Origin of the sequence: Janthinobacterium sp. GW456P, assembly GCF_002127655.1 — a bacterium.
Lineage (GTDB): Bacteria > Pseudomonadota > Gammaproteobacteria > Burkholderiales > Burkholderiaceae_D > Janthinobacterium.
In genome coordinates this window covers 21235-45727 of sequence record NZ_NEHB01000041.1, presented here as the reverse complement: position 1 = coordinate 45727, position 24493 = coordinate 21235, and the positions used below count along the sequence as shown (strand labels likewise).

Sequence of the window (24493 nt, the reverse complement as noted above, 5' to 3'; positions counted from 1 at the left end):
TGAAACAGGCGAGCAAAATGGTGGCGCAATCGGTGCGGATCTACAACCAGGAACGGCCGCATACGGCGCTGAAATACAAAACGCCCGATGCGGTGCATCGGGCGTTTTTACAGCAATAAATACTGTCAACCTATTTTAGGACTGGACAGCTCACCCCCGTTCGGGAGGAATAGCACTTGCATGGCAGTAACGCCCCCGGTATCTTGTCGGATAGCCATGGCTTTGTGCCCTGGCATTCTTGGGGAGTCGCGCGTGACCAGTTTTCGCACCAATACCGACCGCCTGCTGGAAGTGCGCCTGCAGGATGAAAAAGTGCTGGCGATCGCCGGCGCGATGGTCGCCTATACGGGCAGCATCAAATTTGAAAAATCCCTGCTGGGCGGCGAGGGCCTCTTCGGCGGGCTCAAGCGCAAGGTGACGAACGAGGGCATGCAGGTGATGCAGGCTTCAGGCAGCGGCACCGTGTTTTTCGCGCAGAATGCGGCCGAGATCACCGTCATTCCATTGACCGGTGAAAAGCTGACCATCGAAAGCAGCAGCCTGCTGGCCTACGACACGAGCCTGAAGACGGGCACCAGTTTCGCGGGCTTGCGCGGCGCCAGCTCGGGCCAGGGCCTGTTTTCCACCACCGTCGAAGGCCATGGCAACCTGGCCGTCATTTCGCGCGGCAACCTGATCATGCTGGAAGTGACGCCGGCGCACCCGCTGCGCGTGGACCCGGACGCCTTCGTCGGCTTCAAGGGCGATATCCGCCAGGAATTCGTCTTCGACGTCAACTGGCGCACCATGATCGGCCAGAGCTCGGGCGAATCGTACCAGCACAAATTCACAGGCCAGGGCGTGGTGTTCATCCAGCCCGCCGAACGTTAAGTCAGCGAGGACCCGCGATGCCTGTCTATCAGCAAATCAATGAAAAGATGCTTGAGGTTAAACTCGGCAATGAAGAAGTGTTAGCCCGCAAGGGCGCCATGGTGTCGTACCAGGGCGACGTGGCCTTCAGCCGCTCTTTCCTGGCCGGCCAGGGCGTGCAAAGCCTGGCCATGCGCGCCGTCACGAACGAGGGCTATGCCCTGATGTCGGCGCGTGGCACGGGCAGCGTGTTTTACGCCCAGGGCGGCCTGTTCGTCACCATCGTGCCCGTGCGCGGCGAAACGTTCTATGTGGAAAGCGACTCCCTGCTGGCCTTCGATGCGCGCCTGACGGCCGGCACCATGTTCCTGGGCAACCAGGGCGGGGTGCAAGGCGTGGTGCGCGGCATGGCCTCGGGCCAGGGCTTGTTTACCACCACCTTGCAAGGCACGGGCGAAGTGGCGATTTTATCGGACGGCAATGCCATCGGCTTGCCCGTCACGCCGGACGTGCCCGTGTTTGTCGACCCGCAAGCGTATATCGGCCACACGGGCCAGCTGAGCTCGACCATCGTCACGGACCTGAACTGGAAAACCTTCGTCGGCCAGGCGTCCGGCGAATCGTACCAGGTGAAGTTTACGGGCCAGGGCACGGTCTATATCCAAGCGAGCGAAAGGTAAGCCATGACGATTTACACCCCCGATACCTTGCCGAAGAACGATAACCTGAACCGTTTTTCATATGTCATCGACGTCAAGGAACAGATCTTCGTTCGCAAGGGCAAGATGATCGCCTTCTATGGTGAACTGCGCTTCGAAGCCATGGGCAGCAGCGTGCTCGATTTGATCGTGCGCAACGCCTTCAACGCGCCAAAATATGTGCACCACTTTGTCGTGGCGCAAGGGCAGGGCCAGCTGATTTTGGGCGACAACGGCAACGACCTGGCGTGCTACGACCTGGATAACGCCAACATGACCATCCGCGCGAAAAACCTGCTGGGTTTTACCAAGGATGTGATCTGCCAGGAATCGACCTTGCCCGGCTACCTGACGATGATCGGCACCGGCAAGGTCATCGCCTCGTCGAACGGCCCCGTGCATTTCCTGGAACTGCCGTGCCGCGTCGACGAGCAGGCCGTGCTGGGCTGGGCCGATTGCCCCAGCCCCTCGTATCACTACGATTATGCCCACGTGCAAGGCTGGGCCTCGGCCGCCGGCGCGCTCACGGGCTTTACCCTGTCTGGCGAGGAAAAGCAGATCGACTTCACGGGCGCCGGCACGGTGCTGGTGCAGTCGTCCGAGCTGGACGTGACGGGCAGCTCGACGCTGATGCAACTGCTGGCGCAATTGCCGCTGCTGGGCAAGGAAGACCTGGGGACCTTGAGTCTTTCCGTGCAGCAGCAGATGAAGGACAGTCGTTAAGACCAGGAAGTCCAAGAGTACCTGACAGAACCGACGCGCAGTAGGTTCGCTCAGGTACTCAAGGCCGCGCCCAGCCGGGCTGCCGTTTCTCCAGGAAGGCGGTGACGCCTTCGTCCGCATCCTCTTCCATCATGTTGCGCGCCATCACGTCACCCGCATACGCATACGCGTCGTCCAGCGGCAACTGGCGCTGCCGGTAGAACATGGCCTTGCCGTAGCGGATGGCCGCCGGGCTTTTCGCCATGATCTGCTGCGCCAGGCGCGCCACGGCGTCGTCGAGCGCCGCGTCGGCCACCGTTTCATTGATCAGGCCCCAGTCGGCGGCCGTGTCGGCGTCGATGAAGCGGCCCGTCAACAGCATGTCGAAGGCCCGCTTGGTCGACACATTGCGCGACAGGGCCACCGATGGCGTGGCGCAGAACAGGCCCACGTTGATGCCGGAGACGGCAAAGCGGGCGGAGGCGCCCGCCACGGCCAGGTCGCAGCTGGCGACCAGCTGGCAGCCGGCCGCCGTGGCGATGCCGTGCACCCTGGCAATCACGGGCACGGGCAAGGTTTGAATGGCCTGCATCACGCGCGAGCATTGCGCGAACAGGGTTTGATAGTAATCAAGCTGGCGCGTGGCCTGCATCTGGCGCAAATCGTGGCCCGCGCAAAAGGCCTTGCCTTCGGCGGCCAGCACCACGCAGCGCACATGCGGCTGCTGCGCGATGAGGTCGAACGCTTCCTGCAGCGCGGCCAGCATGGCTTCCGACAGGGCATTGAATTGCAGCGGGCGGTTCAGGCGCAGGGTGACGAGGCCATCGTGCTCTTCGCGCAGGACCAGCGGCGCTGCGGTATTTTGGGTATCGGGTGTTGCGGTCATGCGGTCTCCAGTGGCCTGATGGCTGATGGCCTGTTTTTATGGAAAAGCTTACTTGGCGGCGTTGACGCTGCCGATGCCGGCGATCGACTTGTGCACGATCTTCGGCTTGCCGTAATACGTCAGTTCGCCCATGCCGCGCACCACGGCGTTCAGCTCGCCCGAGGAATACACTTTGACGGAACCGATGCCCTCGAAATTGACGTCGACGTTTTTCGCCAGCAAGGCTTTCGTGTCGACTTCGCCCACGCCCTGCGCCTTCAGACGCAGCCAGTCGACCTGGCCGTCGGCGGCCAGGCGGCCCGCGCCCTTGTAGCTGATGTCGACCCGGGGGCCATTGAGCTTGGTCAAGATCTTTTCGCCCGCGCCTTCCGCGATCAACTTGCGCAAGGTGGGCATGGTGATGATGATGCGCGGGTCGCCCTCGGTCTTCTTGATGTCCTTGTCCTTCATCGAGATTTTCAGCTCGCCATCGACGACTTCCGTGATCACGCCGCTGAGAAATTTCTGGTCGCCGCGCAGCAGCAGGCTTTGCTCCTTGCCCGATTCCACTTCCATGCTGATGGGGCCGCGGATGTCGATGGCGTTGAAGGCGGCTACCGTGCGGGTTTGCTCGTCGGCATGCGCGAGGGTGGCGAGGCAGGCAAGGGACAGGACTGGCAACAGGAACAGAGGACGCATGGCGGTTTCCTTGAGTAGTTGATCAGGGTATTCTATGTTGCAATATCTCCAAGGGGGAGAAATTTGCGATGAACGGCCCAATTCGCGGCGCCGATGACACGCCGCCATCGCCCAGCCGCGCGCCCGGCAAGGCGCCGTTGGGCTATGCTATGGCGTACCGCGTCCTGGAGACTGCATGAAAAATTACCACAAAGAAGATTATCCCGTCGCCGATATCCGCCGCTTCCTCGAACCGGGGCCGGTGGTGCTCGTCAGTTCAACGTGGAAGGGCGAAAGCGACGTCATGACCATGGCCTGGCACATGCTGATGGAGTTGTCGCCATCGTTGCTGGGCTGCTTCATTTCCGACGCGAATCACAGCCATGAAATGATCAAGCGCAGCATGGAGTGCGTGATCAACCTGCCCACGGCCGACATGGTCGACCAGGTGGTGGCCATCGGCAATTGCAGCGGCGAAGACACGGACAAGTTCGCCGCCTTCGGCCTGACGCCGCAGCCGGCCGAGCTGGTGGGCGCACCGCTGATCGCCGAGTGCTACGCCAACTTCGAATGCAAGCTGGCGCAGGTGCCGGGAAATCCGAAAGGCGGCTTTTTTATTTTCGAATGCGTCAAGGCCCACGTGGCCACCTCGCCCAAGCTGCCCGAAACCCTGCACTACCGCGGCAACGGCGAGTTCATGGTGTCGGGCAGGACCATCAGCCGCAAGAGCCTGATGAAGCCGGAGATGTCGTAGACACCCGACCAAACCTACTGCGCGTCGATATAGGCGGTCTGCGATGCTCACCGTGCTTTAGTACGGTTGCGCTTCTCGACCACCTCTCTCTTCCGCTCGCTACGGTTTTGTCAGGTGTCGTTAATTCTCAAGATAAGCCCCGTATATGTCCTGGGGTTAGATGACCCCCTGCGCCAGCATGGCATCGGCCACTTTGACGAAGCCGGCGATATTGGCGCCATCGACATAGCTGACGGAACCATCGGCGCGTGTGCCGTACTGCTTGCACGCGGCGTGAATGCCCTGCATGATCTGCAGCAAACGCGCGTCGACTTCCTCGCGCGGCCAGGAAATGCGGGCCGCGTTTTGGCTCATTTCCAGGCCGGACGTGGCCACGCCGCCCGCATTGCTGGCCTTGCCCGGCGCGTACAGCACGCCAGCCGCCTCGAAGGCCTTGGCGGCCTCGATGGTGGTGGGCATGTTGGCGCCTTCTGCCACGCACTGCACGCCATTGGCGATGAGCAGGCGCGCGTCGGCGATATCGAGCTCATTTTGCGTGGCGCAGGGCAGGGCGATGTCGACCGGCACATGCCATGGCGACACGCCCGCCTCGAAGCGCACGCCCGTGCGCGCGGCGTAGTCGCTGACCCTGCCATACAAATGGTTTTTGACCTCCATCAGGATGGCCAGCTTTTCCGGCGTAAAGCCGTTTTCGTCGATGACGGTGCCGCTCGAATCGGAGACGGTGATGACTTTCGCGCCCATGGCCATGGCCTTTTCCACCGCATACTGCGCCACGTTGCCCGAGCCGGAAACGGACACGCGCATGCCTTCGAACGAGCGGCCCCGCGTCTTCAGCATTTCCTGCGCAAAATACACGGTGCCGTAGCCCGTCGCTTCCGGACGCATCAGCGAGCCGCCGAAGCTGGCGCCCTTGCCCGTAAACACGCAGTCGGCGCGGTTGCTGAGTTTTTTCATCATGCCGGCCATATAGCCCACTTCGCGTCCGCCCACGCCGATGTCGCCGGCCGGCACGTCCGTGTCCGCCCCCACGTGGCGGAACAGTTCGCTCACGAAGGCCTGGCAGAAGCGCATCACTTCGCCCTGGCTCTTGCCCTTCGGATCGAAATCGGCGCCGCCCTTGCCGCCGCCCATCGGTAACGTGGTCAGCGCATTCTTGAATGTCTGTTCGAAGGCGAGAAATTTCAGCACCGACAAGGTGACGGAAGGGTGGAAGCGGATGCCGCCCTTGTACGGCCCGATGGCCATGCTGTGCTGGATGCGGTAGCCGCGGTTCACTTGCACTTGCCCATGGTCATCGACCCACGACACGCGGAACATCACCACGCGTTCCGGCTCGATCAAGCGTTCCAGCAAGCCCTGTTCCGCGTACTTCGGGTGCTGCTCCAGGAATGGCCACAAGCTCTCCATGACTTCGGTGACGGCTTGCAGAAACTCGGGCTGACCTGGATTGCGTGCGGCGACATGCTGGACATACTCGTGAGCAGATGCGTATTTCATCAGAATTCCATGGAGGTAATCGGTTATTTGGGCAACTATCATCGCAGATTTCGCACAAAAATGGTGCAAAAATTTGGTTTTGAGGGGTTTCTGCTACATTGTGGGGAGTTTTCAGGACTCTGCGAAAGCTGCGTGAGTAAACGACAACGCCAGCCCGAAGGCTGGCGTTGTCGTGGCAAGCTTGGCTGGTCAGGCCAGGATGGGCATCACCCCGCCATGCCTCGCAGAATCAATCCCGTGATGTAGGCGCCATAGGTGCCCAGCGCATAGCCGAGCACGGCCAGCAGGACGCCGACGGGGGCCAGGGCCGGGTGGAAGGCGCTGGCGATGACGGGGGCCGAGGCGGCGCCGCCGATGTTCGCTTGCGAGCCGACGGCCATGAAGAACAGCGGAGCGCGGATCAACTTGGCGACGAGCAGCATCAGGCCGCCGTGCACGGCGATCCAGATCATGCCCAGCAGGAACAGGAAGGGCTTGTCGAACAGGGCTTTCAAGTCCATGTGCATGCCGATGGTGGCCACCAGCACGTACAGCATGGCCGAGCCGATGGTCGAGGCGCCCGCGCCTTCCAGGCTGCGCGCCCGGGTAAAGCTCAGCAGCAGGCCGAAGGTGGTGGCCAGCACGACGATCCAGAAGAAGGTCGACGTCAGGCTGTAGTCCTGCAAGCGCCATTCTGCCGGCAGGGTGGTGATCCAGCTGATGATGGGGCCGGCCAGGAAGTGCGACAGGCCCGTCACGCCCAGGCCCACGCCGAGGATGATCATGATGTCGGTCAGGCTGGCCACGCGCGCATGCTGGGCGCGGTAGCTTTCGATGCTGTCCTTGAGGGCGTTGATGGCGGATAAATCCGCGCCGGTCCAGCGGTCGAAGGCGCCCGCGCGGCCCGCCAGGAACAGCAGCACGGCCGTCCAGACGTTGGCCACCAGCACGTCGACGGCGACGAACTGGCCGAACAGCGTCGCATCGACTTCAAACACTTCCTTCATGGCCGCCTGGTTGGCGCCGCCGCCTATCCACGAGCCGGCGACGGTCGTCATGCCGCGCCAGGTGTCGCCGGCCACCGTTTCCGGGTGGATCAACCGCAAGGCTTCGAACGAGACCAGGGCGCCCAGCATGACACCGAGTGTTCCTGTCAGAAACATGATGATGGCTTTTGGGCCCAGCCGGATGATGCCGCCGAAGTCGATGGCCACGCACAGCAGGACCAGTGCGCTGGGCAGCAGATAGTCGCGCGCCACGGCGTACAGGCCCGAGGCATTGCCGTCGATGATGCCAAACGTGTTGAGCAGCGCCGGGATCAAATAGCACATCAGCAAGGATGGAATATACGTATAGAACTTTTTCCAGAAGCCGTCCGTGCGGGAAGCGCTCCAGAAGACGCCCCCCAGGGTGATGGCGAGCAAGCCGAGAACGACGGCGTCATTGGTGATCAGGGCAGAGGTGGCAGGTGGCATCGGGGATTCCGGTGAACGTGTCAGGGACACCCGGGATGCCGATCAGGCCCCCCCGGGTGCAGGGTGGCCGTATCGTATAGCAATGTTGAAGCCTAAACAAATTATTTAGGCAGTACCAGCTGGAATTTTTCTTGTCAAATCAAACACTTGGAAACTGTCTCGCCACTTGTTGCGGCAAACTGGCGGTTACAAATAGCGGGCCAGCAAGGCTTTGTCGAGCGCTGCGTCGAGTTCGATGCGCACGAAATGGCCGCTGCCGGGCGCCACCTGGATCTCGCTGCCGTCGTCGGCCAGCAGGCGGGCGATGGTGAAGTCGCGGTTGCCGCCCGGGTGCAGGGCTTCGATGCGGTCGCCCACGGCGAAGCGGTTTTTGACTTCCACCCTGGCCCAGCCGTCGGCCACGCTCAGCACGTCGCCCACGTACTGGCTGCGGTCCGCCTCGGACGCGCCGCGCATGTAGTTCTGGTGCGCCTGCGTGTGGTGGCGTTGATAAAAACCGTCCGTGTAGCCGCGGTTGGCCAGGCCTTGCAGCTGGCCCAGCAGGCTGATGTCGAAAGGCCGGCCCGCCACGGCATCGTCGATGGCCTGGCGGTAGACTTGCGCCGTACGCGCCGCGTAGTACAGCGACTTGGTGCGGCCCTCGACCTTCAGCGAATCGACGCCGATCTTGACCAGGCGCTCGATATGCTCGACGGCGCGCAAGTCCTTCGAGTTCATGATGTAGGTGCCGTGCTCGTCTTCGAGTATCGGCATCAGCTGGCCCGGGCGCTGCGCTTCTTCAATAAAGTATGGCTGATCGGCCAGCGGGTGGCGCGGCTGCTGGTGCAGGGCGGAAAACGCATTGTTGTCGGCCTCGGCCAGCGCCTGGTGGAATTCCAGCGGCACCACCTGCATGCCGCCCAGGTCGCCGCTGGCATCCTCTTCGGCATTTTTCACCTTGTAATCCCAGCGGCAGGAATTCGTGCACGTGCCCTGGTTCGGATCGCGGTGGTTGAAATAGCCGGACAGCAGACAGCGGCCCGAATAGGCGATGCACAGGGCGCCATGGACGAACACCTCGAGTTCCATTTCCGGGCAGCGCTGGCGGATTTCCTCGATCTCGTCGAGCGACAGTTCGCGCGACAGGATCACGCGCGTCAAGCCCATGCGGTGCCAGAATTTCACGTCGGCCCAGTTGACGGCATTCGCCTGCACGGACAGGTGGATAGGGACGTCCGGCCATTTGTCGCGCACCATCATGATCAGGCCCGGATCGGCCATGATCAGGGCGTCCGGGCGCATGGCGATCACCGGTTCCATGTCGCGCAAATACGTTTTCAGCTTGGCGTTGTGGGCGAAGATATTGCTGGCGACAAAGAATTGCTTGCCGCGCGCATGGGCGCCATCGATGCCTTCCTGCAAGGCTTGCAAGGTCGAAAAATCGTTATTGCGCACGCGCAGGCTGTAGCGCGGCTGGCCCGCGTAGACGGCGTCGGCGCCATAGTCGAAGGCGGCGTGCATCTTGGCCAGGGAGCCGGCAGGCAGAAGAAGTTCGGGAGCGTGGCGCATGGGCGAGGGGCAAAGCCGGCGATTGTAGGCGGGCTGGCGACAGATTGCCTTGCCTTGGGTCAAGGGATTCGCATCCGCTGCCACGCTGCTCAGGCGTAAGGCGTGCCTGCCATGGCGGCGTTCACGCCCGCGTGTCCCTGGTCCAGCAGCGACAGGAAGCCGGCCTTGGCCCGCTGCGCGTCGCCATGTTGTGCGAAACCACGGTGCGCTTCGATGAGGGCCGTGCTCCATGTCGCCAGCAGCAGGCTGGCCGCCAGCCGGGCCAGGGGATCGGCTATCGCGCTGCCCGTGCTCTCGGCCAGCGCTTGCGCGACGACTTGCGCCAGCTCGTCGCGGATCGCCCGCGCCCGTGCTTTCAAGGTGTCGCTGGCCTCAATGGTGGCAATGAAACCCTGGCCGGCGGCGGAAAAGGTGATGTAGGGGCTGTCCTCGGCCACCAGCCGGTGCGCCAGCAGGCGCAAGGTTTCGATGGGGGGAATCGCGGGATCGCGCCGGCGCAAGGCGTCGCGCAGCAGTGCGCGGCCCTCTTCCTCGCGGTCGAAGAACATGTCTTCCTTGCGCGGGAAGTGGTTGAAGACGGTCATGCGCCCGACATTGGCGGCTGCCGCGATCTCGTCCACCGTCACCTGCTCGAAACCGCGCACGAAGAACAGGCGCGTGGCGGCATTCGAGATGGCTTGCCGGGTGGCCAGGCGTTTGCGGGAACGGAGGTCGGAAGGAATCGTCATGTTGCTGCGATCATACACGAAGTGTACTGAGTACAGATAATGCTTGATGGCAGGGTAAGGGTGGACGTACTATTTATGTACTGAGTATATATTTGGATTGAGTATATGAAACAAGCCGTTCCCGTGCCAGCGCTGCCTGTCATTTTTGCCACCGTCATGCTGGACGCCGTCGGCATCGGCCTGATCTTTCCCATCCTGCCCGCGCTGCTGCGCGACGTCACCCATGCCGTCAACGTGGCGCCGTATATCGGCATCATGACGGCCCTGTATGCGTTGATGCAGTTCATCTTTGCGCCCGTGCTGGGAGCGCTGAGCGACCGGATTGGCCGACGCCCCGTGCTGTTGCTGTCCTTGGCGGGCGCGGCCGTCAATTACCTGTTCCTCGCGTTTGCCCCGAGCCTGTGGATGCTGCTGCTGGGACGCGCCATCGCGGGCTTGACGAGCGCCAACGTGTCCGTGGCCACCGCCTACATCACCGACATTTCTCCCGAGCAAACGCGGGCGCGCCGTTTCGGCTTGCTCAATGCTATGTTCGGCGCCGGTTTCATCATCGGCCCCGTGCTCGGTGGCGCGCTGGGCGACTCCGGGCTGCGCCTGCCGTTCATGGCGGCGGCCGTATTAACTGCCAGCAACCTGCTGCTGGCGTTTTTCAGCTTGCCCGAATCCCGTCCGCCAAGCCCTGCACGACTCGACTTGGCGGCCCTCAATCCTTTGCGCCCGCTGCGCTGGGTCCTGTCGGAAAAGCGCCTGTTGCCGATCACCGTGATTTTCTTTACCTTCAGCGCAGCCGGCGAAGTGTATGGCGTCTGCTGGGCCTTGTGGGGCCACGATGCGTTCGAGTGGAATGGACTGTGGATCGGCCTGTCGCTGGGCGCCTTTGGCGTGTGCCAGGCGCTGGCTCAGGCTTTTCTGCCTGGCCCGGCCGTGAAACTGCTGGGCGAGCGCGCCACCATATTGACGGGCGTGGCCTGCGCCTGCATCGCGCTGGTCGTCATGGCCTTTGCCACCCACGGCTGGATGATCTTTGCCATCATGCCCGTGTTTGCCCTGGCAGGCATCGGCGCGCCGGCCCTGCAGTCGCTGGCCACGCGCCAGGTGGACGAGGACCGGCAAGGCCAGTTTCAGGGCGTGCTGGCCTCGTCCGTGAGCCTGGCGTCCGTGCTGTGTCCGCTGCTGTTTTCCAGCATCTATTTTGGCGTCAGAGCGTACTGGCCCGGCGCCGTCTGGCTATCGGTGATCGTCGTGTATGCGGCGCTGGTGCCGCTGGTGCTGGGCTTGCGTCTGAAAAAGCCGCCAGTGGCGCTGGCGGGATAACTGCTTAGTGCGCGTGCGCGGCGCCGCTGCCGGCGGCCTGGCCGCTGATGGGCAGGTGTTCGGACGGCATGCCGTCCTTGAACAATTGACGCAGTTGCTGGCGCAGCTCCGGCGTATCGTGGTGATGGTGTACCGAGACCGCGTGCTCCACCGCCACGCCCAACAGTTCTTCCTCGCTATCGGCCGAGATGGCCACCGAGCAATGCGTGTCGCTGGGGAATTCCCGGCAATCGATGAATTTGCGCGTCATGATGGACTCCTTTCTGGAAAGAGCGGGTATGGCACCCGCTCGTTTCAGTATAGGCCGCGCAGCGCAGGCCGCAATCGCGCTAGGCTGCGCGGCTTGCGCCGCCGGCTGCATCGTCAAGGCGGTGCACGGCGCCGTCGCCCTGGGTTTGCTGCGCCTTAGCCGCCGCAAAATCATCGACCTGGATCAAACCGTCAACCAGGCGCGCATATTCCAGCAAGGTGTTGTGCTCCTGGCAGCTGATGGTGCCCGCCGCCTTGGCCGTGGCCAGCCACGGCTGCATGGCGGACAGGCTTTGTGGCAGGTGCTTGAGGGCCGCGCCTTCGGGCGTGTCTTTCAGGCGTTTTTCGATGTGCAGGACGTCGGGCAGCAGGGCCAGCGCCCGCTCGGCGCAGGCCACGGGATCGGCCGCATCTTGCGCCACGAAGCCGTCGGCCAGCAGGCGTTCGCGGTCGGCGCCCGGCGTTTGCAGGGCCAGCGCCACCTCGCTGCCCAGTTCGTCGGATGGCGGACGGTGGGGCAGGCCGAACGGGAACAGCACGGTGCGCAGCAGTACTGCCAGCACGCGCGCTGGGAAATTGTCGAGCACGCCCGTCAAGCCCTGCTGCGCCTTGACCAGTGCATCCTGCAGCGACCAGTGCACGTACGGCAGGTCGGCCTCGGGCCGGCCATCGTCCTCGTAGCGCTTCAGCACCGCGGAGCACAAATACAGCTGCGCCAGCACGTCGCCTAGGCGGGCGGACAGCCGCTCGCGGCGTTTGAGCTCGCCACCGAGCACGAACATCGACATATCCGTCATGACGGCAAACGCCGTCGACAGCCGCGTCAGGGCGCGGTAGTAGGGCGCCAGTGCGGGCGCGCCGGCATCGGGTACGGCCGCCAGGCGGGCGCCGCCGAGGCCGTACCACAGCCCCCGCGCCAGGTTGCCCAGCACAAAGCCCACATGGCCGAAGAAGGCCGCATCGAAATCGCGCAGGGCTTTGCGGCCGTCGCTTTCGCTGACGGCGGCCATTTCCCTGAGTACATATGGATGGGCGCGGATGGCGCCCTGGCCGAAGATGATCAGGCTGCGCGTGAGGATGTTGGCCCCTTCGACGGTGATGGCGATGGGGATTTGCTGGTAGGCGCTGGCGAGGAAATTGTTGGGGCCGATGCAGATGCCCTTGCCGCCAAGAATGTCCATGCCGTCGTTGACGAGCGCGCGTCCCCGCTCCGTGACGTGGTATTTGACGATGGCGGAAATGACGGCCGGCTTCTCGCCCAAGTCGACGGCATGCGCGGCCAGGGTGCGGGCCGCGTCCATCAGGTACAGATTGGCGCCCATGCGGGCCAGCGCTTCCTGCACCCCCTCGAACTTGCCGATCGGCATGTTGAACTGGCGCCGCACGGCCGCATACGCGCCGGTGCCGCGCACGGCCATCTTGCCCATGCCCACGCTGGACGAGGGCAGCGAGATGGCGCGCCCGGCCGCCAGGCATTCCATCAGCATGCGCCAGCCTTGACCCACCTGCGCCTGGCCGCCGATGACCCAGTCGATGGGAATGAACACGTCTTGACCGGAGGTGGGGCCGTTCTGGAAGGCGGCGTTCAAGGGATGGTGGCGGCGGCCGATCACCACGCCGTCGTGGCTGGCGGGGATCAGGGCGCAGGTGATGCCGGGCGCATCATTGTCGGAGAGCAAGTGGTCGGGATCGCTGGTCTGGAATGCCAGCCCCAGCAGGGTCGCCACGGGCGCCAGGGTGATGTAGCGCTTGTTCCACGTCAGGCGGAAACCCAAGGTGGAGCGCCCTTCATGCATGCCCATGCAGACCACGCCCAGGTCGGGAATGGCGGCCGCATCGGAACCCGCATACGGGCTGGTCAGCGCGAAGCAGGGGATCTCGGTGCCGGCGGCCAGGCGTGGCAGGTAGTAATCTTTCTGTTCCTCGGTGCCGTAATGCAGCAGCAGCTCGGCCGGTCCCAGCGAATTGGGCACCATCACGGTCACGGCCAGCGCCGAGCAGCGGCTCGACAGCTTCATGACCACTTGCGAATGCATATACGCGGAGAATTGCTTGCCGCCATATTGTTTCGGGATGATCATACCGAGAAAGCCGCGTTCCTTCATGAATGCCCAGGCCGGTGCCGGCAAGTCTTGCGCCTGCTGCGTTTCCCAGTCGTTGACCAGCTCGCACAGGCGTTCGACGTCGTGATCAAGAAAGTGGCGCTCTTCGGCAGTGAGCGCGGCACGTCCATAACCCAGCAGTTTGGACCAGTCGGGCCGGCCGGAAAACAGGTCCGCATCCCACCACGTGGTGCCCGCCTCGAGCGCGTCGCGTTCTGTGTCGGACATGGTCGGCAGGATGCGCTTGAACAAGGCCAGCAGCCGCGGCGTGATGAGCGCGCGGCGCACGGGACCAAGTGCGAACAATAGAACCAGGCCGAGTACGGCCGCCAGCAGAGCAATCTTGAGCATGCGATATCTCCCCGTTGTATGAGGGCAGGGTAGGCCTGTGGAGCCGATGTATCTGTACGCTACAGCACGTAGTGCGGGGGGAGTGGGGAAAGCAAAAAAGCCAACCCGAAGGTTGGCTTTTTGATATGTACTGCTGAATTCTTGGTGGCCCGGGGCGGAATCGAACCACCGACACAAGGATTTTCAATCCTCTGCTCTACCGACTGAGCTACCAGGCCAAGGCGGCGAATTATAGCAGAAAGACTTTCCACCTGACCAGAGCTAGCTGTGTTCAAATGCAACAGATGGTCAAAACATGGTGTTTTGGCATCCTTGTATGATGTGAAGGGATGTGGCGATGCAGCGAGGTATACGAGTGCAGGGCCTGGCGGCTGCGGGCTTGTTCAGTTTGTTTTGCGGTGCGGCGCGGGCCGATGGCCTGGCCGACCTGAATGCTGCGCTGGCGCGGCTGCAGGGGCACACGCCCGTGAAGGCGCTGGTCGAATCGAAGACCTGGCGTCGCGAGGGCGAGGGCAAGGAGGCGGAAGAAGATAGCGGCCAGGCCACGGTGGCCGTCGAGGGCGGGCCGGCGGGCTTGCAGGTGCTTTACGGCAAGGATTTGCTGGGGAAAGTGGAGGCCGAACAGCGCGCCAAGGTGAAGGATCCGAAGACGAAGACGCCGACCGGTTTTGCGCTGGGGGAAATGAAGGCGGCGGAATTGCGTTCCATGGTGTCGGCCGCCGATGCCCTGTCGCGCGAGATCGAGGAAGCCGTGTTCAGCGGCGAGAAGATCGATAGCTACAAGGGCAAGCCGGCGCGCCTGCTCAGCTTTACCTTGTCGCTCGACAAGGTGCCTGAGAAAGACCGCAAGTATGTGAAGAAGTTCGACGGCGGGATCGAGGTGTGGATCGCCGCCGACGGTACGCCGCTGGCCAGCCATTTCCACTTCGATGTGAGCGGGCGCGCCTTTGTCGTCGTCAGCTTTACGCAAAAAACGGACGAGACGCGCCAGTATGGCGTCAGCGGCGACCATTTATTGTTGCTGCGCAAGGAAAGCAGGAATGCCACCTCGGGTGCTGGCGAGAAGGTGGAAAGCAAGATCGTCAAGACCTTGCAGCTGCAGTCCTGACTTGGTGCCGCATCACGCAAGCCGCTGATCCAGCGGCTTTTTTTTACAGCGCCGAGCTGCCGCCCATGGCGCTCTTTTGCAGCACGCAGCGTCCCGCCTCGCAGGTGGCGCCCGGATCCGTGACGATGGAACAGGTCGACATCATGCCGTCCGCCTGCTGCTGCTTGCGGCTGGCTTCGGCTTGCGCCTGGGCCAAGGCCTTGAGTTTCTTGCCGTCATTGTCCTTGCTGGACCAGGCCAGATAGCGCTCGGGGCCGCCGCAGGCTTTGGCGCCGATGGCGATGGTTTGGCATTGCTGGGTGGAATCGCAGGCGGCGGCGCCCACTTCCGCCTGGATTTGCGCCAGCAAGCCGGCATTGCCGGGTGCGGGCGGCGCATCTTGTGCGGGGGCGCTGCCGCAGGCACTGGTGGCCAGCAGCAGGATGGCGGCGCACGCGGCGCGCAGGGCGGAGTAGGTCAATGTGTGCATGCCTTCATCATGTGCCACGCTTGCCCAAATGGCAAGCGCGATTCGCGCGCTGGACGATCCTTGATGCCGGTCATTTTCATTATCAAGCCGTCAAAGTTAATATAAATCAACATCCAATCAGCGATGGTCGGGTGGCGACCGGGCCGCCGCGCTGCATTCCCGCGCCGGCGTGCACCGCCGATTCGGGAATGCTTCCAGGAGTTAGACTATGCACCGTACCCTCTCCCCCTTTGTCTTCATCGCCAGCCTCGCTTTCAGCTGCACGCTGCACGCCGCCAGCAAGGAGCCGATCCAGCCTATTGTCGCTGCGAAAGTCGCCAACCCGGCCATGGTCGAACTGGGCAAGAAGCTGTTTTTCGATCCGCGGCTGTCGCGTTCCGGATTTATTTCCTGCAATAGCTGCCATAACCTGAGCATGGGCGGCACGGATAACATCAAGACGTCGATCGGCCATAACTGGCAGCGCGGACCCATCAACTCACCAACGGTGCTCAATTCCAGCATGAACGTGGCGCAATTCTGGGATGGCCGCGCCAAGGATTTGCAGGAGCAGGCGGGCGGCCCCATCGCCAATCCGGGCGAGATGGCTTTTACGCACGAACTGGCCGTCGATGTGCTGGCCTCGATTCCCGCCTACCGCGCGGAATTCAGGCAAGTGTTTGGCCAGGATAAATTGAGCATCGAGCAAGTCACGCGCGCCATCGCCGCTTTCGAGGAAGTGCTGGTGACGCCCGGTTCGCGCTTCGATCAATGGCTGATGGGCAAGAAAAGCGCCCTGACGAAAGACGAGCTGGCCGGCTATCAGCTGTTCAAATCCAGCGGCTGCATCGCCTGCCATAACGGCCCCGCCGTGGGCGGCAATACTTTCCAGAAGATGGGTGTGGTGGAACCGTACAAGACGGCGATGACGGCACAAGGGCGCTCGGCCGTGACGGGCAAGGATGCCGACCGCTTCAACTTCAAGGTGCCGACCCTGCGCAACGTGGAATTGACGTACCCGTACTTCCACGATGGCGAGGCGGCCACCCTGACGCAGGCCGTCGACGTGATGGGCCGTCTGCAGCTGGGCCGCACCTTCACGCCCGATGAAAACGCGAAACTGGTGGCCTTCCTGAAGACCCTCACGGGCAAGCAGCCGCAGCTCGTGCTGCCGATCCTGCCGCCATCGAGCGACACGACGCCGCGGCCGGTGCCGTTTGACTGAGCGATGGGAGTGTGGAGGTGTCGGATTACGCCATTGCGGGCTAATCCGACCTACGCCGGAGCGGACAGGTCGGATTAGCGGCAGCGCCGCGCCGTCCGACAGGTTTCGCCAAATGCGACGGGAATTGGCCTTACTTCAGCGTGCGCTGGAATAGTTGGAAAATGCGGCGGTACTCGTCATACCACGCTTCCGGCTGCACGAAGCCGTGGCGCTCCATCGGGTAGCTGGCCATTTCCCAGTTATCCTTTTTGAGCTCGATCAAGCGCTGCGACAGGCGCACGGAATCCTGGTAAAACACGTTGTCGTCGATCATGCCGTGGGCGATCAGGAGGTTGCCTGTCAGCTTGTCCGCGTATTCGATGGGCGACGAGATTTTATACGCCTGCGGATCGACGTCCGGCGTGTTCAGGATATTGGCCGTGTACTCGTGGTTATAAGTCGTCCAGTCCGTCACGGGACGCAGCGCGGCGCCCGACTTGAAGACGTCCGGCGCGCGCATCAGGGCCATCAGGCTCATGAAGCCGCCATAACTGCCGCCATAGATGCCCACATTCTGGATGTCGCCCTGGTGCTGGGCTGCCAGCCACTTGGCGCCATCGATGAAATCTTCCAGTTCCGGGTGGCCCATCTGGCGGTAGATGGCCGTGCGCCACGCGCTGCCGTAGCCGAGCGAGGCGCGGTAGTCGACGTCGAGCACGATATAGCCTTGCTCCACCAGCAGGTTGTGGAACATCTGCTCGCGGAAGTAGACGGGATAGCGTTCGGTGACGTTTTGCAGGTAGCCGGCGCCGTGCGCAAACATGACGATCGGGTAGCGCTTGCCCGCTTCCAGCTGGGCCGGGCGGTACAGCTTGGCCCAGATGGGCGCCGCGCCATGCGTGGACGGCACTTGCACCAGTTCCGGCATGACCCAGCTGCGCGCCTTGAAGGCCTCGCTGCGCGTATCGGTGAGGATGGTCGCCTTCCCGCCAGAGACAGAAACGGTCGCCAGCTGGGCCGGCATATAGCTGGTCGAATAGCGCAGCAGCAGCTTGCCGCCGTCGGGCGACAGGCCGAAGTTTTCCACGCCTTTCAAACTGGTGACTTCGCGCGCGCCGCCATCTTTCGCCGTCGTGGCGCACACCTCGTACGTGCCTGGCGCCTGACGGTTGCACATAAAATAGGCATTCCTTCCGTCGCGGCTCCATTCGACGGCGCTCACTTCCCACTGGCCGCTGGTCAATGCGCGCGCGGGCGCGGCGCCCGCTTTCGTGTACAGGTGGGCGTAGCCGCTTTCCTCGGACAGATACCACAGGGTGGCGTTGTCGGGCAGCCAGCCGAATTCCTCGGCGCGGCGGTTGACCCAGGCCGTGTCGCTGATGCGATGCGCGGGCACCAGCGTGCCATTGGCCAGGTCGACGGTGGCGAGCCAGCCGTCCTTGTTGTCGATGGCGCGCACGCGCACGGCCGCTTTGGAACCGTCATCGGTCCAGGCGATGCCGTCGCGCTGGGCGTCGATGCGCACGGGGCGGTTGCCTTTCAGCGGCGGCAGCTTCTGCTCGGCGCGCAAGGCTGCCAGCGGATCGGTGGCGATGCCGGGCAGGCTGTCGAAACCGATCTCGCGCACCGACCCCGTGCGCAGATCGGCCAGTTTCAGGCTTTGCGCGATCGGCATGTTGCGGCCCACGCGCGTGCGCTCGTCATCCGCTTCCGGGTAGCCCGTTTCCGTCACGTAGCGGGCCAGTTTGCCCAGCTTGCCTTTTTCGGCGGCCTTGTCCTGCGTGACGAACAGCAGCCAGCGGCCGTCCGGCGACAGGGCGCTGCCGGAAATCGTCACTTTGTCGCCCAGGTAGATCGGTTCCGGCGCGCGCGTGGCGTCCAGGCGGCGCTCTTCGTGGCGGCGTTCGCGGCTCGCGTCGCGGTCTTCCTTCTGGCGCGCCAGGTTGACGATCAGGCGTAGCTGCAGTTCGCGCAGGGCGTCCGCTTCCGGCTTGGCGTCCGGGTCCTTGGCCGCGCGCAACAGGGCGACGGGGGCGCTCAGGCGCTCTGCGCGGCTCCAGCTGAACCAGTCCGTGCCGCTGCGGTATTGCACGGCGCCGCCGTCGGCGGAGTATTGCGGGTCGCTGATGGCAGAGACGCCGCGCGTGATCTGGACCAGGGCGCCGCTTTTCAGGTCGCGCTCGAACAAGTCGCCGTTGCGCAGCAGGATGGCGCGCGTGCCGGCCCGGTTGACGATCATCTGCTGGCCATCGAGATTCGCCAACTGCGCATCGTCGACCTTCTTGCCGCTATTGAGTTTGGCGTTCGCGCCTGGCAATTGATACGTGTCGCGCAGGGGCGAGCCGAGGCGTTTTTGCTTGTAGTAGAGCTGGCCGTTCCAGCCCCACCATGCCGCTTCGACGGGCGTGCCGATCCAGTCGGGATCGGCCATGGCCTGGTCCAGCGTGATCGGCGTGGGCGCGGTGGTGGTGGAAGGAGCCGCATGTGCGGCGGGCAGCAGAGATAGCAGCAGGAGCGGCAGCAGGGGAAGAACCAGACGCATCGGGGATCGCTTTAATAAAAGGGGGATAGTGAAGGTACAGGCTATGAGGCCGGTATTCTAGCGGAGGAGTTTCGTGCAGGAAATGCCGTAAAGCTAACGCCGTTCGGCCAGCCAGACGAGAAAGTCATCGAGCGGCATCGCTTGTGCATACAGGTAGCCCTGCAAGCCGTCGCAATCGTGGGCGATCAGGAAGTCGGCCTGCTCCTGCGTTTCGACGCCCTCGGCCACGACGCGCAAGCCCAGGTGGCGCGCCATGGCCAGGATCGCTTGCACGATGGCCGTGTCGCGCGCATCGCGCGGCGTGTCGTCGATGAAGCGCTTGTCGATTTTCAGTTCGTACAGCGGCATCGAGGTCAGGTAGGCGAGGCTGGAGTAACCGGTGCCGAAATCGTCGATGGAAAAGCGGATGCCCAGGTCCGCCAGTTCTCGCATGCGCGCCAGCGAGGCCTCGCGCTGGTCGATCAGCAAGCCTTCCGTCAATTCCAGGATCAGGGCGCCGGCCGGCGTGCCGTGTTCGGCCAGCGCCGCCTGCACGCGGGAAGCAAAATCGGGCTGGCGGAACTGGGCCGGACTGACGTTGACGGACAGGGGGACGGGCCGGCCAGCTTGCGCCAGCACCCTGGCGGCGCGGCACGCTTCGCGCAGGGCCCAGTGCCCGAGCTTGACGATCAGCCCAGATTCCTCGGCGATCGGGATGAAGATGCCGGGCGCGATATGGCTGCCGTCCGCCTGCGGCCAGCGCATCAGCAATTCGGCGCCCGTCACCCGGCCGTGGCGCTCGACCTGCGGCTGTACGTGCATGCGCAATTGCCCCAGGTCGAGGGCGCGCGCCAGCGCCCGTTCCAGGGTCAGGCGGCGCTCCACGCCCGCCTGCATGGCCGCTTCAAAGAAGGCGATGCCGTTGCGTCCTTCCGCCTTGGCGCGGTACATGGCGATGTCCGCTTCGCGCAGCAGGTCGTGCGCCTGCTGGCCTGCTTTCGGCAGCAGGGTCACGCCGATGCTGGCGCTGCAATGATAGGACTGTGCGCCGATCTCGAAGTCGCGCGCGATGGCGGCGCGGATTTTCTCGGCCACCTGGGCCGCCGCGCGGGCGGCGCTGTCCAGGTCATCGGCCAGGTGCGCCAGCAGCACGACGAATTCGTCGCCGCCGATGCGCGCCACCGTGTCGGCCTTGCGCATCAGCTGCGCCAGCCGTTCGCCCGCCAGGCGCAGCAGCGCGTCGCCCGTGGCGTGGCCGCGTGCATCGTTGATGTGCTTGAAGTGGTCGAGGTCGATGAACATCAGCGCGCTGATGGTCTGCTCGCGCGGCGCGGCGGCCAGCAGGTGGCCGATGCGGTCCATCAGCAGGCGACGGTTGGGCAAGCCCGTCAGCACGTCGTAGAAGGCCAGGCGGTGGATGTCCGCTTCCGATTGCTTGCGCTCGTCGATTTCGCGCTCGACGGCCACCCAGTGCGTCTGCTTGCCGTCCGCATCCGTGAAGGGCACCAGTTCCGCCTCGACCCAGTACGCCTTGCCCGCCTTGTTGTAGTTCAGCAATTCCGCCCTGGCCGGCTGGGCGCGGGCCATGGCGGCGGCGATGCGCGCCAGTTCGTCGGCATCGGTGGCCGGGCCTTGCTGGAACAGCAGGCTGCGTCCCAGCACCTCGGCGCGCGCATAGCCGCTGCTGCGCTCGAAGGCGTCGTTGACGAAGATGATACGCGTGGCCGATACCGTCCCCGCGCCGGGGCCGGGCGGGCCGTCCTGCACTTCGGCGATCATCACCATGTCGTTCAGACGGGCCAGCGCCGTGGCGGTCAGGCGCAGCTCGGCGTTCAGCTGCGACAGGGCCTGGCTGCTGCGCTCGAGGTGGCGCAGCAGGAAGGCGCAGGACAGGGTCAGCACGGCGGCGATAAACAGGAAGTTCAGGGCCACGATCAGCGCGCGCAGCACGGGAGAGTCGGGCGTGCCCGGCAGGCGCAGGGCGACGTCGGGATGCAGGCCGAGGAAAAAGATGGTCAGCGTGGTCAGGACCAGGGTGGACAAGGCTGGCCGCATGCCCAGCAGCAGTGCCGCCAGCACGGGCATGAGCATCATGTAGATCTGGCTGACGGGACCGATTTTCAGCAGCAGGCCCACGCCCACCAGATAGGCGACGATGAGGAATTGCCACACGCGCCAGCGGTAGGGCATGGCGCGCAGGTGCCAGATGACCCCGATCCAGCCGATGGCCAGCAAGTCGAGGACGACGATGGACCAGATTGCTTCGCTCGCGGCCAGCAGCGCGCTGGGAATGGCTGTGACGATGCCAAGCAGCAGCACCACCTGCAGCAGGCGGTCAAAGACCTGGCCGCGCCAGTGCGCGAGATCGTTCGACGCCGCCACGCTGCCGTCCTTTCTCCAGAATGCCGTGTAACCGTACTGAGCAGTAGGTTGATTAAATACTACGCGTTATCTTTCTCCATGTCATCTTGATCATTAAGCATGGTTGCATGTCTGGCGGCGTGTTGCTGGCGCAAAAAAAAAGCCAGCCTTTCGGCTGGCGCTGTGCAGTGAAGCGCGTACTGGGCTTCGAAGCGGCGCTTATTTCTTTGGCGCGCTCAGGCATTCTTTCATGAACGCCTTGCGCGCGTCGCCCTTCATGTCCTTGGCGTCGGCATTGCACGCCTTCATCTTGTTTTGCTGCGTCATGGCCGGCGCCGGCTTGGCGCTCAGGCATTCCTTCATGAAGGCCTTGCGCTCATCGCCTTTCTTGCCGGCGGCATCCGCATTACAGGTGGTCATTTTCGATTGTTGCGCCGTCTTGGCGGCGGGCGCCGCTTCCGGTGCGGCGGCAAAGGCGGTGCTGGCAAACGCGGCGGCGATGCAGAGGGCGATTAATTGTTTCATGGCAAATCCTTGTAGACGCAGGCGATGGAAGGGACATGCAATCGGCTATCAATGCCGATATGCAGAACGTAACTAACTATATGACATTTATCAACAAAATTTCCAATCGAGTGTGTCTTTTTGTTACTGACGCTGCTTGCCGCCACGCCATCGCCAGCCGGCCCGGGCAGCCATGTTGCGGCGGCAGCGGCCCCGTTTTTTGCTATGCTAGCGTCTTTCCACCGGCCGATGCCGCAGTCTTGGCCGGCGCACCCTCAATACGGAGTAGTTATGGTCTCGTTGCAAGAGCAGTTTTTAAAGGCCGGCCTGGTCGACAAGAAGAAGGTCAAATTGGCCAACCAGGACAAGAGCAAGCAAAAAAAGGACGAGCGCAAGAGCGGCACGCAAAGCGTCGACGAGGTGCGCCTGGCCGCGCTCGAGACCCAGCGCAAGAACGCGGAACGCGCGCGCGAACTGAACGCCCAGCGCGACGCGGCCGCCAACCAGAAAGCCATCGTGGCGCAGATCGCGCAAATGGTGCAAAAGAACCGCCAGAGCAAGGGCAACAATGGCGACGTGCCGTACAACTTTACATTTAATAACAAGATCGAGCGCATCTACGTCACCAGCGCCGTGCAAGCCCACCTGGTGGCGGGCCGTTTGGTGATCGTCTGCCTGGGCGGCGCCGTGGAACTGGTGCCGCGCATCATTGCCGACAAGATCGCCGAACGCGACCCGGCCATCGTCGTGCGCGTGAAACAGGCCAGCACGGAAGTGGACGAGGACGATCCGTATGCGGCGTTCCAGATTCCCGATGATTTGATGTGGTAAGGCCGCGCTTGCAGCGTTGAGACGCGAATGCAGATGCTGCAAGCAAGAAAATAAGAGCAATCGCTGAGGCTGCTCAACGTCGGTGCAGCCCAGCGCGGCATGCTGTGGGAATCTTCCCATCGGGCATGCCATGACGATACTTCCCTACCACCGCCCGCGCCTGCATGCCATGCTGGTGGCGCTCGATCAGCAAGCCGAGCGTGACCTGCGGCGCCATCTGTTGCATGCAAGGCATGATACCGCTGTCCTGATCCGTTCTGAGAACCGTTCGCGTCGCGTGCTGCAGGCGCTCGATTACGCCAAAGAGCCAGCACTCAAGCGTTTGCGCCTGCAGTTTTCGCAGGTCGATATTGCCACCATATGGCCACAGCTGAGCGAAATTTGCCATGATGTCGCCTTGTGCCTGGGCATGGCGACGCTGGCATCGCAGGCGGCGCTGGAAGCCTTGCTGGCGCAGGTGTTCGACGCGGGCGCCATGGGCAAGTCCATGGTGGCCGGCCTGCGCGACGCCGGCAGCACTTACCGCATGGGCTTAGGCAAACTGTGGGGGGCTGATCCTGCGGCCGCTGGTTTTGTTGTGTCTGATTTGCATCGCCCAGCGCCCCATGCCAGCATGGTTGCCGCCGATTTCGCCCATGGACATGCGCTCGCCGTCACCGCCATGCTGCGCAGCGTGAGCCTCGGTTTATGTCATGGCAGCATGCGGCGGCAAGCCATACTTGGCGCCGCCATGCACAATGCGCGGCTGGGCCCCACGGTCGCCATGTGGCTGGCGCGCAATCAACTGGCGCTGGCCAGGCATCCATCCTTGCAGGCGCGAACGGCGGCGATCGAGACGGCGCCTGCCATGCTGGCGCGCACCTTGCCAGCCGCAGCCGTCAAAGGTGCGGCGGCAAACGCAGACAAGGTCGCGCGCGATATGGACATCCTGCGCTTCTACGCGGCCCAGGGCAACCGTGAAGCCTATTGGAACTATCTGGCCGCCGGCGGCGACCGCTATGCGCGGCTGGCGCTCGGTGTCGTGCGCAACGACACCATCAGCGGCGCCATTGCCAACGGTTATGCACAGATGCGGGCTGATCAGCTTGGGAGAGTGATGAGCGAGCGCGACTGGCATCAGTTTGGCACCGCGCTGATGCGGGCTGATCTTGAGTATCGTGAACTGAACTTGGCGAAGTCGATGGCGCTGGGGAAAATCGCGCCGCTTCCGGTGGAAGACGTGGCGAGATATCACACTGTAATTTTCAAAGATTTTCTTTTGGATTCAGAAGCGTGGACCGCCCATATTCCTCTGTCTCCTTATCTGAGTTCTCATGATGTCGCCGGCGCGGAGAAAGTCTGGCAGGCCATGCTCGATGAGCGCTTTTATGTCAATGCATCGGGTGTTCTGCGGTCGGAAGGGCGCGCGTTATTGAACGGAGTAAATTCCGTGGAGCATGCCGCCTGGCTGGGGAAAATTGGCGTGCTCACGTCAGCTTACGCCCTCGATCTATTCCAGGCCTATGCCGATGCGGACAAGATCGGCAGTTGGCGCTATGCGAATGGCGCCTGGTCGCGCATGCATTTCGACTACCCGGCGGCCATGGATGGCAGCTTCGGCATGGACATGGCGCCGGAGCGGCTGCGCAAGCAATTGGATCTGGACAGGCTGTTCCGCCTGGAGCGTCTGCGTCCGATGGACAAGCATCCGCACGACCTCTCTCATCTGATGCCAGGGCTATGAG

Annotated in this window: 22 protein-coding genes and 1 tRNA gene; 10 read left to right on the top strand and 13 right to left on the bottom strand. The window is 63.3% G+C overall.

The genetic code is table 11. The annotated features are described in order from the left end of the window. The 4 genes from CBW66_RS26135 to CBW66_RS26120 all read left to right on the top strand — a co-directional run. Nucleotides 1-119 (top strand): integrase core domain-containing protein (locus CBW66_RS26135; protein ID WP_139841733.1); only part of this gene is annotated, 119 nt, incomplete at its 5' end. Nucleotides 120-252: 133 nt separating this feature from the next. Continuing rightward, nucleotides 253-870 (top strand): AIM24 family protein, encoded by a 618-nt coding sequence (locus CBW66_RS26130; RefSeq protein WP_205701204.1) that lies wholly within the window; start codon nt 253-255, stop codon nt 868-870. Between the two features lie 47 nt (nt 871-917). Then, the gene (locus tag CBW66_RS26125) at nt 918-1529 is read left to right on the top strand and encodes an AIM24 family protein (protein ID WP_230492378.1); all 612 of its coding nucleotides are present in this window, start codon (nt 918-920) and stop codon (nt 1527-1529) included. 3 nt (nt 1530-1532) lie between these two features. Beyond that, nucleotides 1533-2270, top strand: coding sequence for an AIM24 family protein (locus CBW66_RS26120; RefSeq protein WP_086140480.1), 738 nt, complete (start codon nt 1533-1535; stop codon nt 2268-2270). Nucleotides 2271-2328: 58 nt separating this feature from the next. Here the strand turns inward: CBW66_RS26120 and CBW66_RS26115 are convergent, their stop codons facing one another. Next, complete coding sequence (locus CBW66_RS26115) at nt 2329-3135, bottom strand: enoyl-CoA hydratase (RefSeq protein WP_086140479.1); 807 nt, start codon at nt 3133-3135, stop codon at nt 2329-2331. Between the two features lie 48 nt (nt 3136-3183). Beyond that, nucleotides 3184-3813 (bottom strand): head GIN domain-containing protein, encoded by a 630-nt coding sequence (locus CBW66_RS26110; RefSeq protein ID WP_086140478.1) that lies wholly within the window; start codon nt 3811-3813, stop codon nt 3184-3186. A gap of 175 nt (nt 3814-3988) precedes the next feature. Here CBW66_RS26110 and CBW66_RS26105 point away from each other — a divergent pair, with 175 nt between their 5' ends. Next, the gene (locus CBW66_RS26105) at nt 3989-4546 is read left to right on the top strand and encodes a flavin reductase family protein (RefSeq protein ID WP_086140477.1); all 558 of its coding nucleotides are present in this window, start codon (nt 3989-3991) and stop codon (nt 4544-4546) included. A 156-nt stretch (nt 4547-4702) separates the two neighbouring features. Here the strand turns inward: CBW66_RS26105 and gdhA are convergent, their stop codons facing one another. From gdhA to CBW66_RS26085, 4 genes are all read right to left on the bottom strand, one after another. Beyond that, on the bottom strand, nt 4703-6046 hold the full coding sequence (gene gdhA / locus CBW66_RS26100; protein WP_086140476.1) for an NADP-specific glutamate dehydrogenase: 1344 nt from the start codon (nt 6044-6046) through the stop codon (nt 4703-4705). A gap of 206 nt (nt 6047-6252) precedes the next feature. Beyond that, nucleotides 6253-7500: a DUF819 domain-containing protein gene (locus CBW66_RS26095; RefSeq protein ID WP_086140475.1), complete on the bottom strand. Its 1248-nt coding sequence runs from the start codon at nt 7498-7500 to the stop codon at nt 6253-6255. A 186-nt stretch (nt 7501-7686) separates the two neighbouring features. After that, entirely contained in the window at nt 7687-9048 is a 1362-nt protein-coding gene (yegQ, locus tag CBW66_RS26090) for a tRNA 5-hydroxyuridine modification protein YegQ (protein WP_086140474.1), read from the bottom strand. An 89-nt stretch (nt 9049-9137) separates the two neighbouring features. Then, the gene (locus CBW66_RS26085) at nt 9138-9776 is read right to left on the bottom strand and encodes a TetR/AcrR family transcriptional regulator (RefSeq protein WP_086140473.1); all 639 of its coding nucleotides are present in this window, start codon (nt 9774-9776) and stop codon (nt 9138-9140) included. Between the two features lie 105 nt (nt 9777-9881). On the opposite strand from CBW66_RS26085, the gene CBW66_RS26080 reads away from it, so the two are divergent. Beyond that, nucleotides 9882-11090 carry a TCR/Tet family MFS transporter gene (locus tag CBW66_RS26080; protein WP_086140472.1) on the top strand — a complete coding sequence of 403 codons (1209 nt, stop codon included), beginning with the start codon at nt 9882-9884 and terminating at the stop codon, nt 11088-11090. A gap of 4 nt (nt 11091-11094) precedes the next feature. Here the strand turns inward: CBW66_RS26080 and CBW66_RS26075 are convergent, their stop codons facing one another. The 3 genes from CBW66_RS26075 to CBW66_RS26065 form a co-directional block, all read right to left on the bottom strand. Further along, nucleotides 11095-11340 (bottom strand): DUF1059 domain-containing protein, encoded by a 246-nt coding sequence (locus CBW66_RS26075; RefSeq protein WP_086140471.1) that lies wholly within the window; start codon nt 11338-11340, stop codon nt 11095-11097. Nucleotides 11341-11419: 79 nt separating this feature from the next. Next, nucleotides 11420-13792, bottom strand: a complete 2373-nt coding sequence (locus tag CBW66_RS26070; protein ID WP_086140470.1) for an acyl-CoA dehydrogenase — start codon at nt 13790-13792, stop codon at nt 11420-11422. 142 nt (nt 13793-13934) lie between these two features. Then, a tRNA-Phe gene (locus tag CBW66_RS26065) sits at nt 13935-14010 on the bottom strand. Between the two features lie 119 nt (nt 14011-14129). Here CBW66_RS26065 and CBW66_RS26060 point away from each other — a divergent pair. Further along, nucleotides 14130-14900, top strand: coding sequence for a hypothetical protein (locus CBW66_RS26060; RefSeq protein WP_230492379.1), 771 nt, complete (start codon nt 14130-14132; stop codon nt 14898-14900). 43 nt (nt 14901-14943) lie between these two features. Here CBW66_RS26060 and CBW66_RS26055 read toward each other — a convergent pair whose 3' ends face one another. Further along, nucleotides 14944-15369 carry a hypothetical protein gene (locus CBW66_RS26055; protein WP_086140468.1) on the bottom strand — a complete coding sequence of 142 codons (426 nt, stop codon included), beginning with the start codon at nt 15367-15369 and terminating at the stop codon, nt 14944-14946. A 208-nt stretch (nt 15370-15577) separates the two neighbouring features. On the opposite strand from CBW66_RS26055, the gene CBW66_RS26050 reads away from it, so the two are divergent. Then, entirely contained in the window at nt 15578-16573 is a 996-nt protein-coding gene (locus CBW66_RS26050; RefSeq protein ID WP_086140467.1) for a cytochrome-c peroxidase, read from the top strand. A 130-nt stretch (nt 16574-16703) separates the two neighbouring features. Here CBW66_RS26050 and CBW66_RS26045 read toward each other — a convergent pair whose 3' ends face one another. The 3 genes from CBW66_RS26045 to CBW66_RS26035 form a co-directional block, all read right to left on the bottom strand. Then, on the bottom strand, nt 16704-19094 hold the full coding sequence (locus CBW66_RS26045) for a S9 family peptidase (RefSeq protein ID WP_086140466.1): 2391 nt from the start codon (nt 19092-19094) through the stop codon (nt 16704-16706). 93 nt (nt 19095-19187) lie between these two features. Then, nucleotides 19188-21455 (bottom strand): bifunctional diguanylate cyclase/phosphodiesterase, encoded by a 2268-nt coding sequence (locus CBW66_RS26040; protein WP_086140465.1) that lies wholly within the window; start codon nt 21453-21455, stop codon nt 19188-19190. 198 nt (nt 21456-21653) lie between these two features. Beyond that, entirely contained in the window at nt 21654-21959 is a 306-nt protein-coding gene (locus CBW66_RS26035; protein WP_086140464.1) for a PsiF family protein, read from the bottom strand. 270 nt (nt 21960-22229) lie between these two features. On the opposite strand from CBW66_RS26035, the gene CBW66_RS26030 reads away from it, so the two are divergent. Beyond that, nucleotides 22230-22769 carry a DUF2058 domain-containing protein gene (locus CBW66_RS26030; protein WP_086140463.1) on the top strand — a complete coding sequence of 180 codons (540 nt, stop codon included), beginning with the start codon at nt 22230-22232 and terminating at the stop codon, nt 22767-22769. 130 nt (nt 22770-22899) lie between these two features. Further along, nucleotides 22900-24492, top strand: a complete 1593-nt coding sequence (locus tag CBW66_RS26025) for a DUF6861 domain-containing protein (protein ID WP_086140462.1) — start codon at nt 22900-22902, stop codon at nt 24490-24492. Nucleotide 24493: the final 1 nt, after the last annotated feature.